Source organism: Streptosporangium sp. H13245 (genome assembly GCF_055690525.1).
In genome coordinates, this window is sequence record NZ_JBSZKT010000042.1 from 1 (window position 1) to 21,655 (window position 21,655).

A 21,655-nucleotide genomic window follows, 5' to 3' on the forward strand; every position below is an offset into this window, starting at 1 on the left:
CGATGTGTTGTCGGGGGTGTTCACCAAGGGCACCATGCGCAACGTGGGCGGCATCGGCCGCGACGCGGCAGGCAAAACCGGCACCACCGACGCCTACGCCACGGCGTGGTTCGCCGGGTTCACCCCCGACCTGGCCGCAGCGGTCAGCATCGGCGACCCACGCGGCTCACAGAAACACAAACTGACCGGCGTCACGATCGGCGGTCGCTACTACGGCATCGTCGCCGGTGCCAGCATTCCGGGCCCGATCTGGAAGGACACGATGCTGGCGGCGCTGAGGAACGTCGAGCCGACGCCCTTCACCCCGCTCGACACCGAACGGTTCGGCGGGTGCGGCCAGAGCTGCCAGCCCGCGCCGCCCCAGCGTGACGACACCGCGGACGAGGGCGGCGTCGAGGTCAACGGTCCCGACGATCCCGGCGGCTTCGACAACCAGGACGGCTAGGAAGCCTCGCGAACCCTCCCACCACTGATTGGAGTCGAACACCGTGAGTCACACTCCCCCCGACCACGACCGGCTGGAAGTAACCGACTCCCCGAGGCCGGGGTGGACCGAGATCGGCGTCGGCCTGGTCGTCCTGGTCGTCGTCGCCTTCGGAGTCCCGCTGCTGTTGCTCGCGCCCCTCGACTTCAGCCCGGCGGTGGGCGGCCTGGTCGAGGCCACGCTCTCCGGCGTCGCGGGGATCGCGGCGTTCGCGGCGGCGGCGCTGGTGCGGGTCCGTTCCTGGCGGGCCTTCGGCGTGTGCCGCGTCTCGTGGCGCTGGCTGCTGATCGGGCTGGCCGGAGGACTGGTCGCACTCGCGGCGAAGATCGTGATCGTCCCGGCCTTCGTCGCCCTCACCGGCGCCCCCACGGACACGCAGGCCGGCTACGAGGCCAGCGCCGGCGGCGGGGCACTGTTCCTGCTCCTGTCCTTCCTGTTCCTCGCCGTCCTCACGCCCATCGGCGAGGAGCTGTTCTTCCGCGGTGTCCTCACCACGGCACTTCTGCGCTACGGCCCGTTCGTCGCGGTCGTCGGCAGCGCCGTGATCTTCGCCCTGCTCCACGGCGTCAACGTGGTCCTTCCCGTGGCTCTCATCGTCGGACTCATCGCCGCCGAACTCCGACGCCGCAGCGGATCGATCTGGCCCGGCGTTATCGTCCACGCCGTGAACAACACCTTCACCGTCATCACCTACGCACTGCTCCCCACCCTGACCTGACCCACGCGACCACTCTCACCCGAAGGCCGACAGAGTGCGTCGTAGGCTGCTGATCGTGATCAGAGCTGTGGTGTTCGACGTCGGTGAGTGTCTGGTGGACGAGACGCGTGAGTACGGCACGTGGGCCGACTGGCTGGGCGTTCCCCGGCATACCTTCGCCGCGACCTTTGGCGCGGTGATCGCGCGTGGGCTGGACTACCGGGAGACGTTCCAGATTTTTCGTCCGGGCTTCGACCTGTACGAGGAGCGGGAGAGGCGTGCCTCCGAGGGACGGCCGGAGTGGTTCGGTGAGGATGACCTCTATCCGGATGTACGACCGTCGCTGAAACAACTCCGCGCCAACGGCCTGTGGGTGGGCATCGCGGGGAACCGCATCTCCGCCGTCAACGCCGCAGCGCGATGAGAGTGGTCTTCCACCCGTAGAGCCGGTCGTCCAGGTGCTGGACACATTCCTGATCGGCCCACGGCTGGAGCGCCCGGCGCACGTCGCGGACGCGCTCCATGCCGGTGGCGTACCAGGTGATCGCCTTCATCCCCGAGGGCGGAGGCGCTCGTGCCAGGGGTGGGTGCCGTGCTCGGTGGCCAGGGCCTCGTCCAGCCAGGTCCGCTGCGCCTCGTCCAGCCGGGGCAGGACCTCGGTGAAGTCGAGCTCGTCCTTGGGGCGTCGTCCCTTGGCCTTGTACAGGAGCTGGATCTCCGGCGCGATGCGCGAGAAGCCGTCCTCGGCGACCGTGAACGACGCCAGCGAGCGGCGGATCCTCGGGTCCCGCCGGTAGACCCAGTCGTGCCCGTCGGCCTCGTCGAGCATCAGCTGGATCCGCCACGGCCCTTCCGCGTCCTCACGGACCCAGATGTCGTGGACACCGTCGGGAAGGATCTCGTCCGGCGGCCATCGGCGCAGCGTGCCCGGCGGGTCGGCGGCCCAGCAGTCCCACCCCGCGAGCAGCTCGCGCGCCGCGGCCTGGTCACGGCGGAGGAGGCCCACGTCGATGTCCCCGTGCTCGCGGTAGACGTGACCGACCTCCAGCTCGATCGCGTATCCCCCGGCGATCCACCAGGGTGTCCCCAGCTCGCGGAACAGCTCGACGACCTCGGCCCGCGAAGCCGGTTCCCACGGTCCCCACGGTGTTTCCGTACGTGGCATACCGCCATTGTCACCGACCCGAGCCGGGCGGGGAACGAGGCGTCACGCCGGGTCGGGGAGCGACAGGTGCCATCTGAGCCATTCGACGACGTTCTTGACGAAGGTCACCCGGTTGGCGATCTGCCGGATCTCGTGGCCCTCGTCTTCGAACAGCAGCAGCTCGCAGGGCACCTCGCGGGCTCGTGCCGCCCGGAGCACCTGCTCGGCCTCGTACAGGGGGACGTTGGTGTCGCGGGCGCCGTGCACGACCAGCAGCGGGGCGGCCAGCCGGTCGAAGGAGTGCAGGGGTGACAGGGCCCGCAGCAGGTCGCGGTCGGCGACGGGGTGGCCGTACTCGCTGACGGCCGCCGCGGCGATCCACGGCTCGGTGCGCTCGTAGAAGGTCTCGAAGTCGGCCATGCCGCAGACGTCGACCCCGGTGCGGAAGAGGCGCGGGTGGGTGACGAGAGCGGCCAGCGTCAGGTAGCCGCCGTACGAGCGTCCCATGCAGGCGATCCTGCCCGGGTCGGCGATGCCCGCCCGCGCCAGCTCCAGGGCGCAGTCGGCGACGTCGTTGATCGCGTCGAAGCGGAGGGCGTGGTTGTCGGCGTTGCGGAAGGCCCGCCCGAACCCCGACGAGCCCCGGATGTTCGGGGCGAGCACCCCGATCCCGGCGGCGAGCAGGTTCTGGAACAGCGGGTTGAAGGTGGGCCTCTCCTGGCTCTCCGGGCCGCCGTGCAGGTAGACGACGAAGGGTGCCGGGCCCCGGGCGCCGGGGACGCGGTAGAGCCAGCCGGTCAGCTCCATGCCGTCGCCCGCCTGGAAGCGCACCAGCTCCGCTCCGGCCGCCTCGGGGATCCGCCCGGAGCCCGCGATCCGCCGGTAGCCGCCGGTCGCCAGATCGCAGAGCAGCACGTGGGAGGGGTGGCCGGGTCCCTCGGCCGCCAGGACGGCCAGGCTGCCGTCCAGCGACACCCTGATCGAGGACACCACCTCGGCGGGCAGGGGCGGGAGCGGGCGCGTCTCGCCGGTGTCCAGCTCGATCACCGCCAGCTCCGAGCGGCCGGAGTCGTTCCACACCAGGACGGCGAGGCGGCCGTCGGCGCTGAGCGCGAACTGGTCCAGCTCGGCGTCGGAGCGTTCGGCCAGCACGACGCCCGCGCCGTCCTCGCCCACCGCGACCAGCGCGGCCCGGTCGCGGCCGACGTCGGACAGCAGGTAGGCGGTCCTCCCGTCGGGAGACAGGATGCCGTAGTCGGTGGTGCCGGTCAGCCCGGCCAGCAGCGGCCGTTCCCCGGGGCCCGGCAGGTCACCCGCGGCCTCGTCGGGAAGGCTCGCGGGCAGGCCGGGCGGGACGTCGGCGAGATCGCCGAGAGGGAGGTCGAAGCGGACCCCCGCGGGAGGGTCGGCGGGCAGGCCGGGCGAGACACCGGCCGGATCGCCGGGGGGAAGGCCGAAGCGGACCACGGCGGGAAGGTCGGCGGGGGACGCACCCGATCCACCCGATCCACCCGGCGGGCCTGCGGTGAGGTCGCCGGGGTGGGACAGTCCGGAGACGAGGCCGCCGGGATGGGCCGGAGGGGAGCCCGCCGGATCGCCGGGGAGGGCCGGACCGGGGACGGGGGCACCGGGAAGGGCAGGGAGGTGGCCTGCGGGATCGTCACCGGGGAAGGCGGGAAGACGCTCCGTGGGAGTGTCGGAGGTGCCGGGGAGGTGACCTGCGGCGGTGCCGGGGAAAGCAGGAAGGTGACCCGTGGAGGTGCCGGGGAAAGCAGGGCGATGACTCGCGGAGGTGCCGGGGAGGGCGGGGAGGTCGGCCACGTACATCCGGCGCACGCCGCGTGGGCCGCGCCGCAGCAGCATCCGCCGGTGGTCGCGGCTGACCGAGGCCGGGTGCATGAGCGCCCCGCCCGCGATGACCTCCCGGCTTCCGGTGCCCGCGTCGATCAGCACCGCGTCCGTACGGCCCGACGAGGAGACCTCCGCGACGAGGAGGACCTCTCCGTGGCCGGTCCAGCGCACGAACGCCGCCGACCCGCCCTCGGGCGCGGCGAGCGGGCGCAGGTCGCCGCCGTCGGGCCTGACCGTCCAGACCTGCGTGTGCTCCCCGCCGCCCGGTACGACGAGGACGGCGAGCCGCCGGGCGTCGGGGGACCAGCTCACGTCGGCGACGGGCTCGGATCCCGTGTCGACCGGCCAGGCCTCCGGATCCTCCTCCGGCGGCTCCTGCGAGGTCTCCCCAGGGAGCCACGCCTCCAGGTCCCTGCCGAGGGGCTGGATCCAGACGCGCGGCGAGCCGTCCCGGTCGCCGACGAAGGCGACGGCGCTCAGGTCGGGCGCCAGCGCGGGCGCCCGGCAGCTCCAGGCGGTCAGGCCCGTGCCCATCGAGGGACGGGAACGGGCGCCGAGAATTTCGGTCATCAAACTCCTTGTGCCTGCAACCACAGCTCCAGGAGTCCGAGTTGCCACAACGCGTTGGCACCCAGGGTAGTGCGGTGTTCGTCCGGAGCCGCGAGCAGCTTGTCGACGTACGGCTGGTCGAACAGCCCGCGCGACCTCGCGGCCGGGCCGGTCAGCGCGTCCCTGACGAGCTCCAGAAACGGGCCGTGGATGTGCCTGATGGCCGGGACCGGAAAGTATCCCTTGGGCCGGTCGATGATCTCGGCGGGCAGCAGCTTGCGGGCCGCGTCCTTCAGGACGCCCTTGCCGCCGGAGGCGAGCTTGAGCTCGGGCGGGCAGGCCGCCGCCAGCTCGACCAGCTCGTGGTCGAGGAACGGGGTCCTGGCCTCCAGCCCGAAGGCCATGGTCATGTTGTCCACCCGCTTGACCGGGTCGTCGACGAGCATGACGTTCGTGTCCAGGCGCAGCGCCGCGTCGAGCGCAGTGTCCGCGCCGGGCCGCGCGAGGTGGCGCCGGACGAAATCGCCGCTGACGTCCTCGTCCAGCATGTACTCGGGTGACAGGATCGCGCCCAGCGTCCCGTGCGAGCGGTCGAAGAACTCCCTCTCGTACGTGGCGGCGGCCTGCTCGCGCGGCACTCCGGCGAGCGGCGGGTACCAGCTGTAACCGGCGAACACCTCGTCGGCGCCCTGGCCGGACTGGACGACCTTGACGTGCCTGGACACCTCCTCCGACAGCAGGTGGAAGGCGACGCAGTCGTGGCTGACCATCGGCTCGCTCATCGCCGACACCGCGCGTTCCAGGGCGGGCAGCATGCGGGTGTCGTCGACGACGATGCGCCGGTGGTCGGTGCCGAACTCCCTGGAGACCAGGTCGGAGTAGGCGAACTCGTCCCCCCGCTCCCCTCCCGCCGTGGGGAACCCGATGCTGAAGGTCGACAGGCCCGCCTGCCCCTCCTCGGCCAGCAGCGCGACGATCAGACTGGAGTCCAGGCCCCCGGAGAGCAGCACGCCCACCGGCACGTCCGCGACCATGCGCCTGCGTACGGCCGTCCGCAGCAGGTCGAGCACGGCCTCGCGCCACTCGTCCGGGGTCAGCCCGGCGTACTCGGGCAGGGCCGACCGGGTGTGCAGCGGCTGCCAGTAGAGGTGGTCGGTGACGGTGCCGTCGGGCTCGACGGTGCGTACGGTGGCCGGGGGGAGCTTGCGCACCCCGGCGAGGATGGTGCGCTCGGCGGGCACCACCGAGTGGAAGGTCATGTAGTGGTGCAGGGCCACCCGGTCGATGCCGGTGTCCACCCCTCCCCCGGCGAGCAGCGCGGGCAGCGACGAGGCGAAGCGCAGCCGTCCGGCGTCCTGGGTGACGTACAGCGGCTTGATCCCCAGCCGGTCGCGGCCGAGGGTGAGCCTGCCGGTGTCGCGCTCGGCGACCGCGAAGGCGAACATGCCCTTGAAGCGGTCGACGCAGCCGCGCCCCCAGCGGTGGAAGGACTTCACCAGCACCTCGGTGTCCGAGGTGGAGAAGAAGCGGTATCCCAGGCCCTCCAGCTCCCGGCGCAGCTCACGGTAGTTGTACAGGCACCCGTTGAAGACCCCCGTCAGGCCCAGGTCGCTGTCGACCATCGGCTGGGCGCCCCGGTCCGACAGGTCGATGATCCTCAGGCGCCGGTGGCCGAGGGCGACCGGGCCCATCGACCACAGGCCCGCGCCGTCGGGTCCCCTGTCGTGCATCACGTCGTTCATCCGGGCCACGGCGGCGACGTCCGCCGGGCGGCCGTCGAACCGGAGCTCACCGCTCAGACCACACATCGAACCCCCCCGATGACCGGCTCACCGCTCCGGTCACCCATCGCACACGTCTCACTCGCCGGGCTCACGCCTGAGCTCACCGCCCGGGCCGCGCCTCGACGGGTCCCCTCGGAAGCCAGGTGTCCTTGGAACCACCCCCCTGGGAGGAGTTGACGATCATGCTTCCGGCCGGGGCGACGCGGGTCAGCGCCGTCGGCGGCACCGTCACCGTCTCACCGAAGCAGACGAAGGCCCGCAGGTCGACCACGCGCGGGCTCAGCCGCTCCCCGTCGAAGGTCGGGTGCGTCGACAGCCGGATCGTCTCCTGGGCGACCCAGCCCTCGGGCGCGGCGAGGATCGTCTTCCTGACCTGTTCGAGCTCCTCGGCGGAGGCGTCGGGGCCGACGACCACGCCCTGCCCGCCGAAGCCGTCCACCGGCTTGACGACCAGCTCGGCCAGCCGGTCGAGCACCTGCTCGCGGTCCGTGGCGTCGCGGCACAGGTAGGTGGTGACGTTGTCGATGAGGGGCCGCTCCCCCAGGTAGTACTCGATGAGGCGCGGCACGTACCGGTACAGGCACTTGTCGTCGGCGACGCCGTTGCCCGGCGCGTTGGCCAGGACGAGCGCGGAACGCTCGACGGCGTCCATGATCTCCAGCCCGAGGCGGCCGTCGAGCAGCTCGCTCTCGTCGATCCTGCGGTAGAGGACGTCGATCCTGCGTCCCTCGATCTCCAGGTGACCGTTCTTGAAGGACAGGTCCGCCGGTACGGCCAGGGTCACCCCCAGCTCCTCGGCGAGCATTTTGTGCTCGTAGTAGGCGGAGTCCTCGGGGCCTCCCGAGACCACGGCGAGGGCCGACGGGTCGCCGGAGCCCGCCGCGAGCAGTGCCTCCCGCAGCGTCCGCAGGCCCTCCCTCGGGTCGGCGACCCCGTCGCCGGGATCGAGTTCCGGCATCAGCTCGGTGATCAGCCGCCTGTTGGTCACGGCGTACCCGAGGCCCGAGGGCACCCGGAGGTTGTCCTCAAGGACCGCCCAGCGTCCGACGTTGTCGCGGACCAGGTCCAGCCCGGCCACGGCGCAGCGCACGGTGCCCTGCGGCACCCTGCGGCCCGGCTTGCGGTAGCCGGGGGACTCGTCGACCACCCACGCGGGGATCGTGCCGTCCCGGATGATCTCGCGTCCGTCGTAGATGTCGTGCAGGAACGCCTCCAGCGCCCGTACCCGCTGCGGCAGGGCCCGCTGGATCCCGGCCCACTCCCCGGCCTGGACCAGCCGGGGGATCAGGTCGAACGGGTAGATCCGGCTCTCGCCGCCCCCCTCGACCTGGAAGGTCATCCCGTTGCGGCGCTGGTAGGCGTCGCGCTTCTCCTCCCGGTCGCGCAGTCCCTCGGCGCCCAGGCGGTCGAGGACCCGCAGCACCGGCTGGTAGGACTCGCGCACCGTGCCCTCGATGATCGCCTCGTCGCCGGGGGCCTCGTACCCGTCGAGGAGGCTGGTGTGCATCCTCGGCATCGGCCCGCCGAAGGCGGTCTCCCACTCCTCGGACCGCGTCTCGGCGATGACGAGGTCGACCACGTCGGCGAGCCGGCCGCTGCGGGCGTACGCCTCGCGCTGGCGGGCCGCGGAGCTTCCCCTGGCGAGTGACTCCCTGGCCAGGGAGGTGACGAGCTCCCAGTCGCCGCACTGCTCCAGCTGCGGGCGCAGGCCGTTCACCATCCGCCGGATCACCTCGGCGGCCGGTCCCGGGGTGCCGTCGACCGGGTCGACGAGGTCGCCCTCCAGCCCGGAGCGCGAGGCCCGCCACGACGCGGCGCGGACCATCTCCAGCCGGACCGTGCGCTCGGGGCCGTTCTGCGCGGCCTCCAGCTCCCTGGCCACCAGCGCCCTGAACAGCCCGGCGATCAGCACGATGTCGCCCACGCGGGGGCAGGCGTCGCAGACCCGCAGCTCGATGGTGGGCAGGTGCGCCGAGGGCCGGATGTCGAAGTAGATCATGCCGGGGTCGGTGATCACCCCGGAGGCGACGAGCTCCCGCACCACCTGGTCGTACTCGGCGGCCGACTCGAACCTGGGCACGGGCCCGGCGGTGGGCCAGCGCTGCCACAGCAGCGGGCGGTAGCTGGCGTACCCGGTGTCGGATCCCAGCCAGTACGGCGAGCTGGAGCTGAGGGCGAGCAGCGGGGGGATCCAGGGGGCGAGGCGGTGGGCGACGGCCACGGCCAGGTCGCGGTCCTCGACGTCGGCGTGGAACTGCGTCCCGCAGATCAGCTGCTCGCGGGTGAGCAGCTGGTAGTCGGCGAGCATCTGCTCGTAGCGGGGATCGGGGGAGATCTTCAGCGCCTCCAGGTCCACCAGCGGCACGCTGCCCGCCGCCACGATTCCCAGGCCCAGGCCGTCCGCCGCCTGGATCACCGTGCGGCGCAGCGCGGTCAGGTCGTGCCCGAGGTCCTCCAGGTGCATGAAGGGCCTGCTGTTGGCCTCGACCACCGAACGCTGCAGCTCGTGGGTGAAGCGCTCCGCCGGCAACTGCTCCAGCAGGACTCCGGCCCGTGGGACGAGGTGCCGGGTGTCGACATCGACGACGTGGAACTCCTCTTCGACACCGACCGCGATCGGCCCCGCCAGACCCGCCATTTCATCACTCCTGAAGTACGCCGGTTGATCGGGTTTTTTATTCTTTGCCCGAAAAAAGGAGTTCCGCACTTCACGGGGCACTTTGGGCGAAAGTGAAACCGTGAACCCGCTCCCCGCGATCGAGACAGAACCGCTTCCCTCCCGGCGAAGGAACTCACCTTTTCCGCCCGGAAGATCTCATGGGGAATCGGGCGGTGCACCGCCGGTGACCGGCGTCGAGGCCCTGTCACGCCCGGTTCGGCGAGCGGGGGTGATCTGGAGGGGGCACCCCGGAGCCTACGCGGCCGGGGACCCGTCGCGTCCTGACGGACCGGCGTCCCCGGACTCGCCCGGCGGACCGGATGGGTCCAAGGGACCCGAGGCACCCGAGGGACCGGATGGATCCGCGAGCGAATCGGCCTCGTCCGGCCGCGGTTCGATCATGCGCGGCGGCCGGGGCGCGTCCTCCGGAGGCTCGAACGTGTCGGGAAACGCGTGGATCCCGAGCGTCTCCGGCCGGTCGCCCGACGGGCCGGGCGGATCGAGGAGCTGCCGCATGGGCGGGCTGTCGAGGAACGTGGAGACCGCGTCGACCACCCCCTCCCCCAGCGGCCGGAACGCGTCGACCATGGCCTGGGCGGGCGGGCCGAGGCGGGTGCCGACCTCCTGGATGAGGTCTTCCAGCACCTGCGGCAGCGGCGGCACCGGCAGGCCGAGCTGGGGCTTCGGCCGCGCCTTCTCCGGCGGCGTCCAGCGCATCGAGTCGTCGCTCATGGCGAGCCATTCGTCGACGGCGCCGTCGATGGAGTCGAGCACGTGATCGGAATCGTCTGGCATGGCGGCTCCCCTCATGACCGGGATCCGATAAGACGACGGTACCTCGCCCCGCCTCCCCCGGGCAGGGGCGGGTGGGAACCGCCACCGGCGGCGGACCGGGCCGCCGTCGTGATATCCGTTCCCGACCGGCGGACCGGCACCTGTACGGCGGCTGTACGGCAGCCGTACGGCGGCGGAAGTCCGATCATCAAAGCCCGTCAATCTGGCATAACCCCCTCAACAGGGGGAATAAGCTGTCGATGCTCTCTCAAACTCGTCCTGCCGGTAGTGACACGCTCACATTCCTCGGTGCGATCATGCGTAACCCCCACCAGCTGGGGGCGATCGCCCCCAGTTCGAAGGCCGTCGCACGCCTGGCGGCCTCGATCGTTCCCACCACCCCCGGAGCCGTGGTCGTCGAACTCGGCGCCGGCGGCGGAGTGATCAGCGACGCGATCCGCGACCGCCTCCCCCCGGGGGGACGGCAGCTCGCCGTGGAGGTCAACGAGGGCATGGTGGACCACCTGCGGCGCAGCAGGCCCTGGCTGGAAGTGATCCCCGGCGACGCGGGTGACCTCGGCAAACTGCTGCGGGAGGCCGGTCTGTCCCAGGCCGACGCGATCGTCTCCTCCCTTCCCTGGACCCTGTTCGAGGAGGCCCAGCAGCGGCGCGTACTGGAGGAGATCGCGGCCTGTCTCGCCCCCGGCGGCGCCTTCAGCACCATCACGACGCTGACCGTGATGCCGTTCCAGCGCTTCCGGCACTTCCGCGGCGTGATGAACAGCACGTTCGCCACCGTCGCCACCCTGGGCCCGATCTGGCGCAACGTACCGCCCGCCCTGGTGTACGCCGGGGTGATGGCGGGTGACGAACTGGCCGGGGAGGCGGCCGGCGGCTGGGCGGCCGGTGACACCGGCGAGTGAGCGGCCCGCCGGGGATCCATCCGGCGGGCGGACGAGCGAGAAGCGGCGAACGGGGATGACCGGCCCGGGATCCGTCCGGCGGGCAGGGCGGTCGGGCACATGACGGCCTCGCGGTGACGGCGGGCCGCCGTCACCGCGAGGTCAGGACCGGCCCCGCCCAGGTGAGGTCGTCCAGGTTGACCACGATGGCGTCCTGGGTGCTGCGGGCGATGACCACGATCGCCTCCAGCTCGGGGTCGGGGTTCTCCTCCCGGTGGGGAACGAAGGGCGGCACGAAGATGTAGTCGCCCGGTTCGGCGTCGATGCGTACCTCGACGGGCTCCTCCCCCTCGATGTCGGCGAAGACGAACGAGGGGTTGCCGCTGACGACGTAGATGGCGGTCTCGGAGTCACCGTGGTGGTGGTTCGCCGAGACGGTGGCGGGCGCCACGTGCGTCTGGCCCATCCACAGGCGGCTGGAGCCGACGGTGGCGCCGCTGATGGCCGCGCGGCGGCGCATGCCCCCGGTCTGGGCGGTCTCGGAGGTGAGACCGCCGGGCGCGATGTGGTGCAGGCGCCGGTGGAACGGGTCTTCGGGAAGGACGATCGGCATCAGTCGCTCCTGGTTCGGTCGGAAGGGCGCGGCGCGAGCGCGCCGAAACTCCCATCGTGGTACAGCAGCGGGGGGCGGGCGGGATCGGCGTGCCCCTCCACGACCCGGCCCACGACCAGCCGGTGGTCACCCGCGATGAACGCTCCTGCGTACGGCAGAGCAGCCACGCGGCCGTCCCGTACAGCAGCGGCTCCCCTCCGGGGAGAGATTCCCAGCGGTCCCGGTCGGCGAACCTGTCGGCGACCGTCCTGGCGAACAGCTCGGCCACGTCCCGCTGGTCCCCGGCGAGGACGTGGACGACGAACCCGTCCGCGTCGCGGATCGCCGGTCGCGCTCACGCGCCCACGCCCGCGGGCTCGCGCCGCCCGGCACCCTGCCGGAGCAGCGGGACCAGCTCGTCCCCCCACCGCACGACGTCGTCCACCGGGTCGAAGCCGCGGATGAGGAAGGTCGTGACGCCGAGGTCGTGATACCTCAGCAGCGCCTCGGCGACCTGCTCGGGGATGCCGACCACGGCCGTGGAGTTGCCGCCGGGACCGATCAGGTTGGTCACGCCGTACCAGAGCCGCTCGTCGTGCACCTCCCGCTCGGCGCCCTGCTCCTGGAGCCTGGCGGCCCCGACGGAGGTGGACTCGCTCTTCCCCTTCCCCCAGCGCAGCCCGCCGCCGGAGGTCCGCCCGGCGGTCGCGGCCCGGATCCGCTCGGCCTCCTGCCAGGCCTCGGCCTCGGTGGCGGCGACGATCGGCCGGGTGGACAGGCTGAAGGTGATCTCGCGGCCGTGCCTGGCCGCCTCCTCCCTGACGCGCCGGATCCGCTCGGCGGTCTCGGCCCGCCACCCGCAGGGGCACCCAGGCGATCGAACGCGCCATCGCGGTGCTGCGCGCGTTCGAGCGGTCGACGACCCTCTCCCCCACCGAGGTGGCCCAGCGGCTCCACCCGTCGGTCAGTACGGCTGGGCGACGACCGGCTCCCCGAGCTGACCGCCCGGCTCACCGCCACCGCCCAGCGGCTCGGCTCCGGCCACGACCTCCGCGTCGCCTCGCCCGCGCCGCACATCTCACACGCCTCCGCGGGCGGCTCCTGAACCGCCTTCCCGCACTTGACGGCGGTCGCTCCGGCGTCGTTCTCGCGTGCGGGGGCCTTCGGGGTGGATCGGTGCCGGTCTCGCGTTCCCGCGGGCAGGGGCTACCGAGATGATCGGGGCCGGACCCCGCCCTCCGCGGCTCCCTGGAACCTTACAGATAGCCAAATCCCAACCCCTGATCTTGCATAGGCGTGTCACCCCATCCTCGATCTGTTCATGATCACACTGACAAAACAGGGGGATTTCCTTGGGAAAGCTGAAGTACGTCGCCGCCGCGCTGCTCCTGTCCGCCGCGACGGCCACGGTGTCCACCTCACCGGCGCACGCGACCGGCGGTGACGTCTCCACGCTCGGTATATGCACCGATGCGGGCATAGACATCTGTGGCGTCATCTACAACCACCCCGGTTCGAACGCCTCGCTGCGCGTCACCAACAACTGGATCGGGACGCCCGACAACTGGGTGTGGGTGCCGCCGGGGCGGAGCTCCAAGGACGTCGGCGTCGTCGACGCGGACGGGTTCTTCGTCTACACCAACTGCCGGGCCAAGGACGCGGTGAACACCTGGCTGAAGTACCCGGGTCCGCAGTGGTACAAGGTGACGGACATTCAGCACGCCCGCATCGCCGTAACCTGCTGACCTGCTGATCGGCTGAACGGTACGCGGCAGGCCCGACCTGGGACGAGGTTCGCCCCGGGCCGGGCCGGCGCGAGCCGCACCCGGGGCGCTTCACTGGTCGTCGAGAAAGAGCTCTTCGATCCTCAGGTCGAACAGCCTGGCGAGACGAAAGGCGACCGGAAGGCTCGGGTCGAACTTCCCCGTCTCGATCGCGTTGATCGCCTGCCTTGACACACCGGCGCGCTGGGCCAGGTCGGCCTGCGTCCAGGCGCGTTCGGCCCGGAGGTCCCTGATGCGGTTCCTCATCGGTACCTGATCTTGCCGACGGCGATGGCGACCAGGTAGACGACCCCCAGGAGCGCGGGGAGGACCGCGACGTCGACGTCGTGGACGACGAGGTCGGCGGCGTCCGCGACGACGTAGGCGAATCCGCCGACCCACCCCGCCCCGAGGGTGACCGCCAGCGCATCCTGCAGGATCTTCCGGTGCAGCTCATCCTGTCCTCGGAGAAAGCCCGCGAAGGCGATGATCCATCCGATGCCAACGGCAAGGTTGGCGGCGACCGCGGCCCAGCTCGCCATCGGCTGCCGCGAGTCCCACAGGTCTCCGGGACCGAACTTGGCCAGGGCGAGGGTCGCCAGCCAGGCGAGTGTCCAGAGTCCGAGTCGGACGGTTGTCCTGATCGAGTCCCGATAGGCCCCGGTCTCGTCGTGTACGTGCACGGGTTGCCCTCCCTGCGGTCCGGTGGCGCTGCGACGAAAAGTCAAGTACACCTGACAAGCTAGAAGGCACCTGCCGGGATGTCAAGTACACCTGACACCGGCCAAGCCTGCCCAGGTCCGGGCGGCATAGGACCGCCCCGCGTCCCGATCACATCGACTCGCCGCCCGCTACTCGCCGCACTCGCCGCCTGATGCCTGCTTGAGCTGACCGGTGCTCCCACTGGCCGGTCAATGTCCTCTGGCCGTCCTCGATCGGCGCCGCACCCACATCCGTTGCCCGGCCGACTCCGGGCCACATCACCGGATGTGGTGACGGCCGGGGGCCACGGACCGGTCGGGCAGTCCTGTCGCGTGGCGCAGCCGGGCGAACTCCACCGCCAGCGCGGCGGGCGGGAAGTGGGCGTTGCGTCCGCTGGGGTTGGGCAGTATCCACACCCGGGCCCCGCCCATCGTCTCTGCCTGGGCTCCGACGCGGGCCTGGGGCACGCCGAACGCGACGCGGTATCCGCTCACGCCGAGAAACGCCACCCAGCGGGGAGAGAGGGCGTGCAGGCGCCGCGTCAGGTCGCGGCCACCGTCGGCCAGTTCGCGCGGTGTCAGCTGGTCGGCCCGGGAGGTGGGGCGGCGCACGATGCTGGTGATGCCCAGTCCCAGTTCCAGCAGGTCCCGTTCCTGCTGCGGACGCAGGACGGCCGGGGTGAACCCGCAGGCGTGCAGGGCCGGCCAGAACCGGTTCCCCGGGGTCGCGAAGCTGTGCCCGGCCGCGACGGAGACCGGTGCGGGATTGATGCCGACGAAGACGACGGTCAGCCCCTCGGCGAGGACGTCCGCCAGCTCTTGGTCACTCATGGCTTCCCCGGTCCGGTGTCCGACGGTGTTGAGCGTGCCGAAGTTCAGGCCGGTGCGGGTGCCCTCGTCGAGGATCCCGGCCGCGTGGACGGCGGCCCTTCGTCACACCCGGGTCCGGCGTGGTCAGAACAGCGTCGCCTGGCGCGGTGGTTCCGGCTGGCCGCGACGGCCGTGCAGGGCGAACTTGTCATCGGTGGCCCTGTCCGGCAACGGCAGCCCGTACCGGGTCAGGAGGGGGAACAGGCGGGCACGCATGTCCTCGCGGTACTCCGGGAGGACCTCCGAGCCCTTCGCGTACAGCGTGGTGTAGGTCTCCAGGAGCTCGGGACGGTGGGTGCGCAGCCAGGCGAAGAACACCTCCTTCACACCCGAGGCGAGATACAGCGGTGTCCAGTGCACGCCCGTCGCACCGGCCCCCGCCACGGCCCTGACCATCTCCTCCAGCTGGGCGGGGCTGTCGCTCAGTCCGGGCAGCACGGGGGCGAAGAAGACCGTGCAGTCCAGGCCCGCCTCGCGGATCGCCCGCACGGTGTCCAGGCGGGCCCGGGTGGTCGCCGTGCCCGGCTCGACGGACTGTTGCAGCTCGGTGTCCGGCAGGGACACCGAGACGCCCAGGTGCACCGCCGTCACGGCGCTCGCCGCGACCAGCAGGGGCAGGTCCTGGCGGATCAGCGTGCCTTTCGTCAGGATCGAGAACGGCACGCGCGCGGCGGTGAGCGCCTCGATGATGCCGGGCATCAGCCGGTAGCGGCCTTCCGCCCGCTGGTACACATCGGTGTTCGTGCCGAACGCGACGCGCGGCGGCAGTTTCCGCTTGCGGGCCAGCTCTCCCCTGAGCACCTCGACGATGTTGACCTTCACGATGATCTCGCGGTCGAAGTCCTCGGCCATGTTCAGGCTGAGCCGGGTGTGGGTGGGCCTGGCGAAGCAGTACTGGCACGCGTGCGAACACCCCCGGTAGGGGTTGAGGGTCCATTCGCCCGGCAGCATCCGCGCGTCGTCGGGAACCTTGTTCAGCGCGCTCTTGGCCAGGATCTCGTGGAAGGTCACGCCCTGGAACTCCGGGGTGCGCACGCTGCGGACGAGGGTCGACAGGCGGGCGAGCCCCGGCAGCGCGGCGTCGTCCACGGCGTCCCTGCGCTGGCGGTCCCACCGCATCGGCGCGGGCCCGTCGCCGGAGGCGTGGTCCTTCTTCGGGGAGGTCATGACGCCTTTCGTCTCCACTTTCCGTCGGCCCGGCGCACGGCGCGCGTCCCGCCCTGCCGCGTTCCCCAGCGGGAGAAAACCGCACGATGTTGCGAGCCTAAGCCTTTAGCTCACAACATCGCAAGCGGTATGTCCCGGTCTGGTTGCGCCCCTTCCGGCTACGGCCGCATCCCTGTACGGTGCATGGACATGGATGGAGCAGGCGGGTCGCCGCCGGAGCCGGAGACACCGGGGAACGCCGTGGAAACCAGGGAGACCACGGAGGCCGTAGAGACCCTCTTACGGTTCGTGAACACCCGGGCCGACGGCTCCGGCCGCGTCGAGCGGTTCGCCTCGGCGTCCGGCTTCGGCGCCTGGGCACGCCGGGAGGGCCTGCTCGACACGGACACGATCGTGACGGACTCGGACGCGTCCGCCGCACGGGAGCTGCGGGACGCGCTGGTCACGATATTCCTGGCCCACGCGCAGGCCCCCGGCCTCGACGACGGCGTGATCGAGGGCGCGCACCGCTACCTGCGCCAGGCCGGTGGGCGCTATCTCCTGGCAACGGTCATCACCGTCCGGGGAGCGCGGTTGCTGCCCGCGGCCACGGGTGTCCCCGGAGCGCTGGGCGCCGTCCTCGCCACGGTGACGACACTGGCGCGGCGGGGGGACTGGGAGCGGATCAAGGCGTGCTCCAACCCCCCGTGCCACGCCGGTTTCGTCGACCGCACCCGTAACCGGCGTGCCCGCTACTGCGGCCCCGGCTGCGGTTCGCAGGTGTCGATGCGGGCCTTCCGCCAGCGGCGGCGCCTCGATCGGCCCTGACCTCCCACCGACAAAAGCGGACACCTCTGTCTCAAACCACACAAGCGCCCCCCGGCCTGGAAAGACCGGGGGGCGCCTATCGCCGCGCTAGCAGGCGGCGCGGTCGTGCGGTCCCTGCCAGCCGGGGACGGTACGCCAGTCGCTGGAGACGACGGTCGCGCCCAGGCAGCCGAGCTGCCGGGTCCGGTCGAGTGCCTGCTGCGGGGTCGGGTTGTAGGTGTCCAGGGCGGGGGCGACGCTGTGAGCGTCGGTGACCGTGGTGAAGTAGTCGCGGTAGAACGTCCGCGCCTGGGCCGACAGCCCGGCGAAGGTCGTCGCACCGCCGTCGAAGACCACGAACCAGGGGCGCAGCGACTCCTCGTAGCTCTGGCGCGGGTCGGCACCGCCGTTGCCGTACGACCCCTGGGGAACCGGGAACACCTGCGCGTCCGCAGGGTGGTCGCGCAGGTGGCGGGCGTACTCCAGCTCGGTGGGCAGGCTGTCGTTCTCGACGGTGCCCCTGATGACGTAGACCAGGATCTTGCCGCGCGTGTCGGACGGCCAGGCACCGGCTTTGGCCGCCGCGTCGGGGGTGGGGTGGCCGCCCTTGAGCGTGGACGGTGTGATCATCGCCCCGGCGAAGCGGTCGCGCAGGACGGTGTCGAGCTCGTCGGGTCCCTTACCCCGGTTGTCGTGGAACCCGTCCTTCATCTCCAGCTTGACGACGAGAAGCTCGTGGCCGGGGTTGGCGTCGTGCCACGCCTTGATGTTGTCCAGGCAGCGGTTGAACGGCTGGCTGCGGGCGGAGTCGCGCAGTTCTCCGGCGGTCGTGCCCTGCTCGCAGTTGTTGTCGTTGCCGAAGGGGTTGGAGTGGCTGACGGTCCACTGGCCGAAGAAGGTCCACAGGTCGATCTCGATCATCCGGTTACCGGCGTCGAGCGCGTCGATCAGGTAGGGGTAGGCCGTCCTCTCGTAGGCGTTGTGGACGCCGCCGAAGGTGAGGCCGTTCAGGGTGGCGGCGCTCGCGTGGGCGGGGGCGCCGACGATCGAGGCGGTCATGGACGCGACCAGCGCGGCCACCACGGCGAGACGGGCGGGGAGACGGGTGGCGAACCGGGTGGGAAACCGGACGGGGAAACGCAAAGCGGCCTCCGAAGGGGGGTGGGGAAGCGTGCCCGCAGGCTGTGCGGTTTTCAAATTTCATGACAAATCCTGACTCAGGTCTGTCGAGTCATGCAAGATCAATCTCGGCTGGTCGACAGAAATAAACCCCCGCGTCGCCTGGTTGCCGCCTACATGGCTGTTGACGACATCCGCGGGACGGCCCGCGGCTCCTCCGAGGTACCCCTGTCGATCCTGGAGCTGGCAACCGTCGGCGCCGGTGTGACGCCCACCGAGACCCTGGAGGCGAGCACCGAGCTGGCCAGGCGCGCGGAGGAGTGGGGTTACCACCGGATCTGGGTGGCCGAGCACCACGGCATGCCGTCCGTGGCCAGTTCCTCGCCCGCCGTGTTGATCGCCCACCTGGCCGCCGCGACCAGGAGCATCCGGCTGGGCTCTGGCGGCGTCATGCTGCCCAACCACGCCCCGCTGATCGTCGCCGAGCAGTTCGGCACCCTGCACGCGCTGCATCCGGGCCGCATCGACCTCGGGCTCGGCCGGGCCCCCGGCACCGACCCCGCCACGGCGAGGGCGCTGCGCGGGCGGCACGGCCTGGACGCCGACGACTTCCCCGAGCAGCTGGCCGAGCTGACGGCCTTCCTCGACGGCACGTTCCCGCAGGGCCACCCGCTGGAGCGGGTCGTCGCGGTGCCCCGCTCCCCCGAGTCTGGCCGCCCGCCGATCTGGCTGCTCGGCTCCAGCGGCTTCAGCGCCCAGCTCGCCGGGATGCTCGGCCTGCCGTTCGCCTTCGCGCACCACTTCAGCGGGAACAACACCATCCCGGCCCTGGAGCTGTACCGGTCGTCCTTCGAGCCCTCCGCCGTCCTCGACCGGCCGTACGCGATGATCGGCGTCTCCGCGATCGCCGCCGAGACCCCTGAGCAGGCGTTGCGCCTGGCCAGGTCCGGCGGGCTGTCCATGCTGCGGCTGCGGCGCGGGGCACCGCAGCCGATCCCCACCCCCGAGGAGGCCGAGAGCTACCCGTACAGCCCGTTGGAGCGGGACTTCCTCGACGACTACCTGTCCAAGGTGGTGCTGGGGGACGTCGCCGGGGTGCGGCAGGGGCTGGAGGATCTCCGCAAGCGCACCGAGGCCGACGAGTTGATGATCACGACGATGGTCCACGACTCCGCCGCCAGGATCCGCTCCTACGAGCTCGTCGCCCAGGCGTACGACCTCACCCGGGGTCACTGACCCCGCTCTCCGCGTTGTCGCGGGCTCTCCCAGCTGGGCGGATAAAACCGTCAATCTCCACCGAAAATGCACAGGAAACCGTTACGCTCCGGGGGCATGATCGGATCGAGATGGGTGAGCCTGCTGGTCTGGCTGGCGGTGCTGCCCTTCGCGGCCTGGGCGGTGCTCAGGATCGGCGGGTGGACCCCGCTCTGGCAGTGGGTCGCCCTGGTGGCGTTCACGCCGTACGTGGCGGCGGCCTCGACGGTCCCGCTGCTCCTGGCGCTGGGGCTGCGCCGCTGGACGGCCGCGGTCCTCGCCCTGGTCACGAGCGCGACGCTGGCGACGGCCGTGCTCCCCCGCTACTTCGGCGACGACGACCAGCCCCCGGCCGACGGGGGGCGGCTCCGGGTGCTCGCCGCGAACCTCGCCGTCGGCGCGGGCGACACCGACGTCCTGATGAGGCTCGTACGCTCCCTCGACCCGGACGTGCTCGCCCTCCAGGAGGTCACCCCGGCCGCCCGCGACCGTCTGGAGGCGGCCGGGTTGCGCGAGCGCATGCCCCACACCGTGGACCGCGCGGTCGACGGCGTGTGGGGCTCGGGCATCTACTCCAAGCACCCCATCACCGAGAGGCCGCTGATCGCGCTGGGCAGGTTCCGGCAGGCGCGAGGGGTGATCGAGCACCCGAGCGGCCACGCGATCGAGGTCGTCTCGGTCCACCCCTGCGCGCCCCGGTACGGCGACAGGGTCCCGTGCTGGGAACAGGGACTGCGGGCGCTGCCCAGGGCGGGCGGGCAGCTGCGGGTGCTCGCCGGGGACTTCAACGCCACCCTCGACCACCGGCTGGTCCGCGACCTGCTCGACAGCGGCTACCGCGACGCGGCCGACGTCACCGGGCACGGCCTGACGGCCACCTGGCCGCAGCAGGGCTGGGAGCCCGTTCCCGGCGTGACGATCGACCACGTGCTCGCCGACTCGCGCATGGCGATCAGGACCTTCGGCGTCCACCGCCTCCCGTACACCGACCACCGCCCGGTCTTCTCCGAGCTGGGCCTGCCCCGCTTCGCGAAACGCTGACCCCGGCGCCGGGGGCGGGCTCCGACCGGCGTGAACCCGCCCCCACCGGCCCGTCTCACGGGTCGCCGAGCGAGGTCCGGACGGTCGCGGCCCTCCGCGCGCGGGACCCGCCGAGGAACAGGACGAGGGCGAGGACGGCGTACGGCACCGCGGAGACGGCGAAGATCACGTCATCGCCGGTCACCGACGAGGCCGCGGCGTAGCCGCCGTAGACGAGGACGGCGCCCAGCTCGGTGCCGAGCCCGGCCAGCGAGGTCACGGTGGCGCGGGCCCGGCCCGTGATGCTCTCCTGCAACCGCACGTCGGCCAGCACGCTCGCCATCTGGAAGACGCAGAAGGCCACCGCGAGGGCGACGAACCCCGCCGCGACGCCGCTGACCGCGCCCGCGCCGAGCGCCAGCGCCCCGAACGCGAGGAGCGCGGCGAACTCCCGGTCCGTGAAACTCCGCCCGGCCGCCGCGAGCACGCCACCGGCCGCGATCCCCACCGAGACCAGGAGCACCAGGAGCGGTACGACGTGCGTGGCGACACCGGTGCCGATCGCGAGCAGCGGGGTGTACTCCTCCAGCGAACCCCACAGGGCCGTCACCGCGGGGACCAGCAGCAGCGCCCGGCGCGTCGACCGGTCGGCGCGCGCCGCCCGCAGCCCCTCGCGCAGGATCGCGACATAGCCCCCCTCCGGCTCCTCCTCACCGGGGTTCTCGCCGTCCCCATCGGGGCGTACGCGATGCTCGGGGAAGGCGAGCGCGGTCACCGCGGCGAGCACGCACGCCAGGACGCTGCCGACCGCGACCAGCGGGTAGCCGCCCAGGGCGAACACCGGGGCGGCCACGGCCATGGACGCCATCGCGGCGCCCGTACCGATCGCGCGGGTACGACCCATGATCGCGGCATAGCGGCCGGTCGCGCCCAGCTGGTCCAGCTCGGTGTAGACGAGCGCCTCCAGCGCGCCCGACTGCAGCGCGCCCGAGGCGCCCCACAGCACGAAGCCCACGGCGAACGCCCAGTAGGAGGGGGCCACGGCCCACAGGCCGAAACCCGCGGCGGCGAGCAGCGGCGCGAGGGCGAGCAGCGCACGCCGCGACACGGCGTCGGCCCACACCCCCGAGGGAACCTCCAGCACGACGGAGGTGACCGACCAGATCGCCAGGAGCGAGGAGATCTCGGCGGTCGACAGACCCGTGTCCACGAACAACAACGCGTAGAACGGGTAGAACAGGACGAACTCATCAAGGAGGGTGTAGGCGTAAAGCGTCGCGGCCAGGCGTTTCGTACGACCTTCGGGCGCGCGAAGAGAAGAGGAAGTGGTCATGAGGTCCTTCTCGCGGGGGCTGTGCGGACTCGGGATGCTCGGCATCTCCGGGGGTCCACGGCAGCTCGCGCCGGACCGACCGATCGTTGAGGATCAATGTCGCCAGGTCATACCGCCGACCTTACAACCGCCCCGCCCGCCACGGCCTCCCCTTTTTCTGACCTTTTCCCGGATCTCCTGGCTTCTTCGGGCTTCGGACTTCTGAC

The 21,655-nt window shown here is 71.8% G+C and carries 21 protein-coding genes and 3 pseudogenes; 8 read left to right on the forward strand and 16 right to left on the reverse strand.

The window, feature by feature from the left end:
• From ACW9TB_RS34430 to ACW9TB_RS34440, 3 genes and pseudogenes are all read left to right on the forward strand, one after another.
• Positions 1-445: pseudogene (locus tag ACW9TB_RS34430) on the forward strand (transglycosylase domain-containing protein); the annotation flags it as partial.
• A gap of 43 nt (positions 446-488) precedes the next feature.
• Positions 489-1,202 carry a lysostaphin resistance A-like protein gene (locus tag ACW9TB_RS34435; RefSeq protein ID WP_472752294.1) on the forward strand — a complete coding sequence of 238 codons (714 nt, stop codon included), beginning with the start codon at positions 489-491 and terminating at the stop codon, positions 1,200-1,202.
• Positions 1,203-1,257: 55 nt separating this feature from the next.
• Positions 1,258-1,605, forward strand: coding sequence for an HAD family hydrolase (locus ACW9TB_RS34440; protein WP_472752295.1), 348 nt, complete (start codon positions 1,258-1,260; stop codon positions 1,603-1,605).
• On the opposite strand, the gene ACW9TB_RS34445 is transcribed toward ACW9TB_RS34440, so the two are convergent.
• The 6 genes from ACW9TB_RS34445 to ACW9TB_RS34470 form a co-directional block, all read right to left on the reverse strand.
• Positions 1,586-1,735 (reverse strand): hypothetical protein, encoded by a 150-nt coding sequence (locus tag ACW9TB_RS34445; RefSeq protein ID WP_472752296.1) that lies wholly within the window; start codon positions 1,733-1,735, stop codon positions 1,586-1,588. The two genes, ACW9TB_RS34440 and ACW9TB_RS34445, sit on opposite strands and share 20 nt — an antisense overlap.
• On the reverse strand, positions 1,732-2,346 hold the full coding sequence (locus ACW9TB_RS34450) for a nucleotidyltransferase domain-containing protein (protein WP_472752297.1): 615 nt from the start codon (positions 2,344-2,346) through the stop codon (positions 1,732-1,734). The genes ACW9TB_RS34445 and ACW9TB_RS34450 overlap by 4 nt, the downstream gene beginning before the upstream one ends.
• Before the next feature lie 42 nt (positions 2,347-2,388).
• Positions 2,389-4,746: a S9 family peptidase gene (locus tag ACW9TB_RS34455; protein ID WP_472752298.1), complete on the reverse strand. Its 2,358-nt coding sequence runs from the start codon at positions 4,744-4,746 to the stop codon at positions 2,389-2,391.
• Positions 4,746-6,533: an N-acetylglutaminylglutamine amidotransferase gene (locus ACW9TB_RS34460; RefSeq protein ID WP_472752299.1), complete on the reverse strand. Its 1,788-nt coding sequence runs from the start codon at positions 6,531-6,533 to the stop codon at positions 4,746-4,748. The genes ACW9TB_RS34455 and ACW9TB_RS34460 overlap by 1 nt, the downstream gene beginning before the upstream one ends.
• 76 nt (positions 6,534-6,609) lie before the next feature.
• Positions 6,610-9,147 carry a glutamate--cysteine ligase gene (locus ACW9TB_RS34465; RefSeq protein ID WP_472752300.1) on the reverse strand — a complete coding sequence of 846 codons (2,538 nt, stop codon included), beginning with the start codon at positions 9,145-9,147 and terminating at the stop codon, positions 6,610-6,612.
• Between the two features lie 276 nt (positions 9,148-9,423).
• Positions 9,424-9,963: a hypothetical protein gene (locus ACW9TB_RS34470; protein ID WP_472752301.1), complete on the reverse strand. Its 540-nt coding sequence runs from the start codon at positions 9,961-9,963 to the stop codon at positions 9,424-9,426.
• A gap of 296 nt (positions 9,964-10,259) precedes the next feature.
• On the opposite strand from ACW9TB_RS34470, the gene ACW9TB_RS34475 reads away from it, so the two are divergent.
• A complete protein-coding gene (locus ACW9TB_RS34475) occupies positions 10,260-10,865 on the forward strand; it encodes a class I SAM-dependent methyltransferase (protein WP_472752302.1) in 606 nt (201 codons plus the stop codon).
• A gap of 130 nt (positions 10,866-10,995) precedes the next feature.
• Here ACW9TB_RS34475 and ACW9TB_RS34480 read toward each other — a convergent pair whose 3' ends face one another.
• The 4 genes and pseudogenes from ACW9TB_RS34480 to ACW9TB_RS34495 form a co-directional block, all read right to left on the reverse strand.
• Positions 10,996-11,457: a cupin domain-containing protein gene (locus ACW9TB_RS34480; protein WP_472752303.1), complete on the reverse strand. Its 462-nt coding sequence runs from the start codon at positions 11,455-11,457 to the stop codon at positions 10,996-10,998.
• Positions 11,457-11,624, reverse strand: coding sequence for a flavin reductase family protein (locus tag ACW9TB_RS34485; protein WP_472752304.1), 168 nt, complete (start codon positions 11,622-11,624; stop codon positions 11,457-11,459). The genes ACW9TB_RS34480 and ACW9TB_RS34485 overlap by 1 nt, the downstream gene beginning before the upstream one ends.
• A 29-nt stretch (positions 11,625-11,653) precedes the next feature.
• Positions 11,654-11,725: pseudogene (locus tag ACW9TB_RS34490) on the reverse strand (hypothetical protein); the annotation flags it as partial.
• Between the two features lie 66 nt (positions 11,726-11,791).
• Positions 11,792-12,274 (reverse strand): annotated as a pseudogene (locus ACW9TB_RS34495) (LLM class flavin-dependent oxidoreductase); the annotation flags it as partial.
• Between the two features lie 514 nt (positions 12,275-12,788).
• On the opposite strand from ACW9TB_RS34495, the gene ACW9TB_RS34500 reads away from it, so the two are divergent.
• Positions 12,789-13,181 carry a hypothetical protein gene (locus ACW9TB_RS34500; RefSeq protein ID WP_472752305.1) on the forward strand — a complete coding sequence of 131 codons (393 nt, stop codon included), beginning with the start codon at positions 12,789-12,791 and terminating at the stop codon, positions 13,179-13,181.
• Between the two features lie 90 nt (positions 13,182-13,271).
• Here ACW9TB_RS34500 and ACW9TB_RS34505 read toward each other — a convergent pair whose 3' ends face one another.
• From ACW9TB_RS34505 to ACW9TB_RS34520, 4 genes are all read right to left on the reverse strand, one after another.
• Positions 13,272-13,466, reverse strand: a complete 195-nt coding sequence (locus ACW9TB_RS34505) for a helix-turn-helix transcriptional regulator (protein ID WP_472752306.1) — start codon at positions 13,464-13,466, stop codon at positions 13,272-13,274.
• Positions 13,463-13,882 carry a hypothetical protein gene (locus tag ACW9TB_RS34510; protein ID WP_472752307.1) on the reverse strand — a complete coding sequence of 140 codons (420 nt, stop codon included), beginning with the start codon at positions 13,880-13,882 and terminating at the stop codon, positions 13,463-13,465. Before ACW9TB_RS34510 ends, ACW9TB_RS34505 begins: the two co-directional genes overlap by 4 nt.
• A gap of 297 nt (positions 13,883-14,179) precedes the next feature.
• Positions 14,180-14,731, reverse strand: coding sequence for a G/U mismatch-specific DNA glycosylase (mug, locus tag ACW9TB_RS34515; RefSeq protein ID WP_472752308.1), 552 nt, complete (start codon positions 14,729-14,731; stop codon positions 14,180-14,182).
• A 123-nt stretch (positions 14,732-14,854) separates the two neighbouring features.
• Positions 14,855-15,937 carry a radical SAM protein gene (locus tag ACW9TB_RS34520; protein ID WP_472752309.1) on the reverse strand — a complete coding sequence of 361 codons (1,083 nt, stop codon included), beginning with the start codon at positions 15,935-15,937 and terminating at the stop codon, positions 14,855-14,857.
• A 288-nt stretch (positions 15,938-16,225) separates the two neighbouring features.
• Between ACW9TB_RS34520 and ACW9TB_RS34525 the strand changes: the two genes are divergently transcribed.
• Complete coding sequence (locus tag ACW9TB_RS34525) at positions 16,226-16,744, forward strand: CGNR zinc finger domain-containing protein (protein ID WP_472752310.1); 519 nt, start codon at positions 16,226-16,228, stop codon at positions 16,742-16,744.
• Between the two features lie 87 nt (positions 16,745-16,831).
• On the opposite strand, the gene ACW9TB_RS34530 is transcribed toward ACW9TB_RS34525, so the two are convergent.
• On the reverse strand, positions 16,832-17,866 hold the full coding sequence (locus ACW9TB_RS34530; RefSeq protein WP_472752311.1) for a Ca2+-dependent phosphoinositide-specific phospholipase C: 1,035 nt from the start codon (positions 17,864-17,866) through the stop codon (positions 16,832-16,834).
• A gap of 153 nt (positions 17,867-18,019) precedes the next feature.
• Between ACW9TB_RS34530 and ACW9TB_RS34535 the strand changes: the two genes are divergently transcribed.
• Complete coding sequence (locus tag ACW9TB_RS34535) at positions 18,020-19,078, forward strand: LLM class flavin-dependent oxidoreductase (RefSeq protein WP_472752312.1); 1,059 nt, start codon at positions 18,020-18,022, stop codon at positions 19,076-19,078.
• 96 nt (positions 19,079-19,174) lie between these two features.
• A complete protein-coding gene (locus tag ACW9TB_RS34540) occupies positions 19,175-20,137 on the forward strand; it encodes an endonuclease/exonuclease/phosphatase family protein (protein WP_472752313.1) in 963 nt (320 codons plus the stop codon).
• A gap of 55 nt (positions 20,138-20,192) precedes the next feature.
• Here the strand turns inward: ACW9TB_RS34540 and ACW9TB_RS34545 are convergent, their stop codons facing one another.
• On the reverse strand, positions 20,193-21,449 hold the full coding sequence (locus tag ACW9TB_RS34545) for an MFS transporter (protein ID WP_472752314.1): 1,257 nt from the start codon (positions 21,447-21,449) through the stop codon (positions 20,193-20,195).
• Positions 21,450-21,655: the final 206 nt, after the last annotated feature.

Excerpts from the sequence above, each read along its gene's own strand:
- ACW9TB_RS34445 (WP_472752296.1), bottom strand. The coding sequence starts at position 1,735 with ATGAAGGCGATCACCTGGTACGCCACCGGCATGGAGCGCGTCCGCGAC.
- ACW9TB_RS34450 (WP_472752297.1), bottom strand. The coding sequence starts at position 2,346 with ATGCCACGTACGGAAACACCGTGGGGACCGTGGGAACCGGCTTCGCGG.
- ACW9TB_RS34455 (WP_472752298.1), bottom strand. The coding sequence starts at position 4,746 with ATGACCGAAATTCTCGGCGCCCGTTCCCGTCCCTCGATGGGCACGGGC.
- ACW9TB_RS34460 (WP_472752299.1), bottom strand. The coding sequence starts at position 6,533 with ATGTGTGGTCTGAGCGGTGAGCTCCGGTTCGACGGCCGCCCGGCGGAC.
- ACW9TB_RS34465 (WP_472752300.1), bottom strand. The coding sequence starts at position 9,147 with ATGGCGGGTCTGGCGGGGCCGATCGCGGTCGGTGTCGAAGAGGAGTTC.
- ACW9TB_RS34470 (WP_472752301.1), bottom strand. The coding sequence starts at position 9,963 with ATGCCAGACGATTCCGATCACGTGCTCGACTCCATCGACGGCGCCGTC.
- ACW9TB_RS34475 (WP_472752302.1), top strand. The coding sequence starts at position 10,260 with ATGCGTAACCCCCACCAGCTGGGGGCGATCGCCCCCAGTTCGAAGGCC.
- ACW9TB_RS34480 (WP_472752303.1), bottom strand. The coding sequence starts at position 11,457 with ATGCCGATCGTCCTTCCCGAAGACCCGTTCCACCGGCGCCTGCACCAC.
- ACW9TB_RS34505 (WP_472752306.1), bottom strand. The coding sequence starts at position 13,466 with ATGAGGAACCGCATCAGGGACCTCCGGGCCGAACGCGCCTGGACGCAG.
- mug (WP_472752308.1), bottom strand. The coding sequence starts at position 14,731 with ATGAGTGACCAAGAGCTGGCGGACGTCCTCGCCGAGGGGCTGACCGTC.
- ACW9TB_RS34520 (WP_472752309.1), bottom strand. The coding sequence starts at position 15,937 with ATGACCTCCCCGAAGAAGGACCACGCCTCCGGCGACGGGCCCGCGCCG.
- ACW9TB_RS34535 (WP_472752312.1), top strand. The coding sequence starts at position 18,020 with ATGGCTGTTGACGACATCCGCGGGACGGCCCGCGGCTCCTCCGAGGTA.
- ACW9TB_RS34540 (WP_472752313.1), top strand. The coding sequence starts at position 19,175 with ATGATCGGATCGAGATGGGTGAGCCTGCTGGTCTGGCTGGCGGTGCTG.
- ACW9TB_RS34545 (WP_472752314.1), bottom strand. The coding sequence starts at position 21,449 with ATGACCACTTCCTCTTCTCTTCGCGCGCCCGAAGGTCGTACGAAACGC.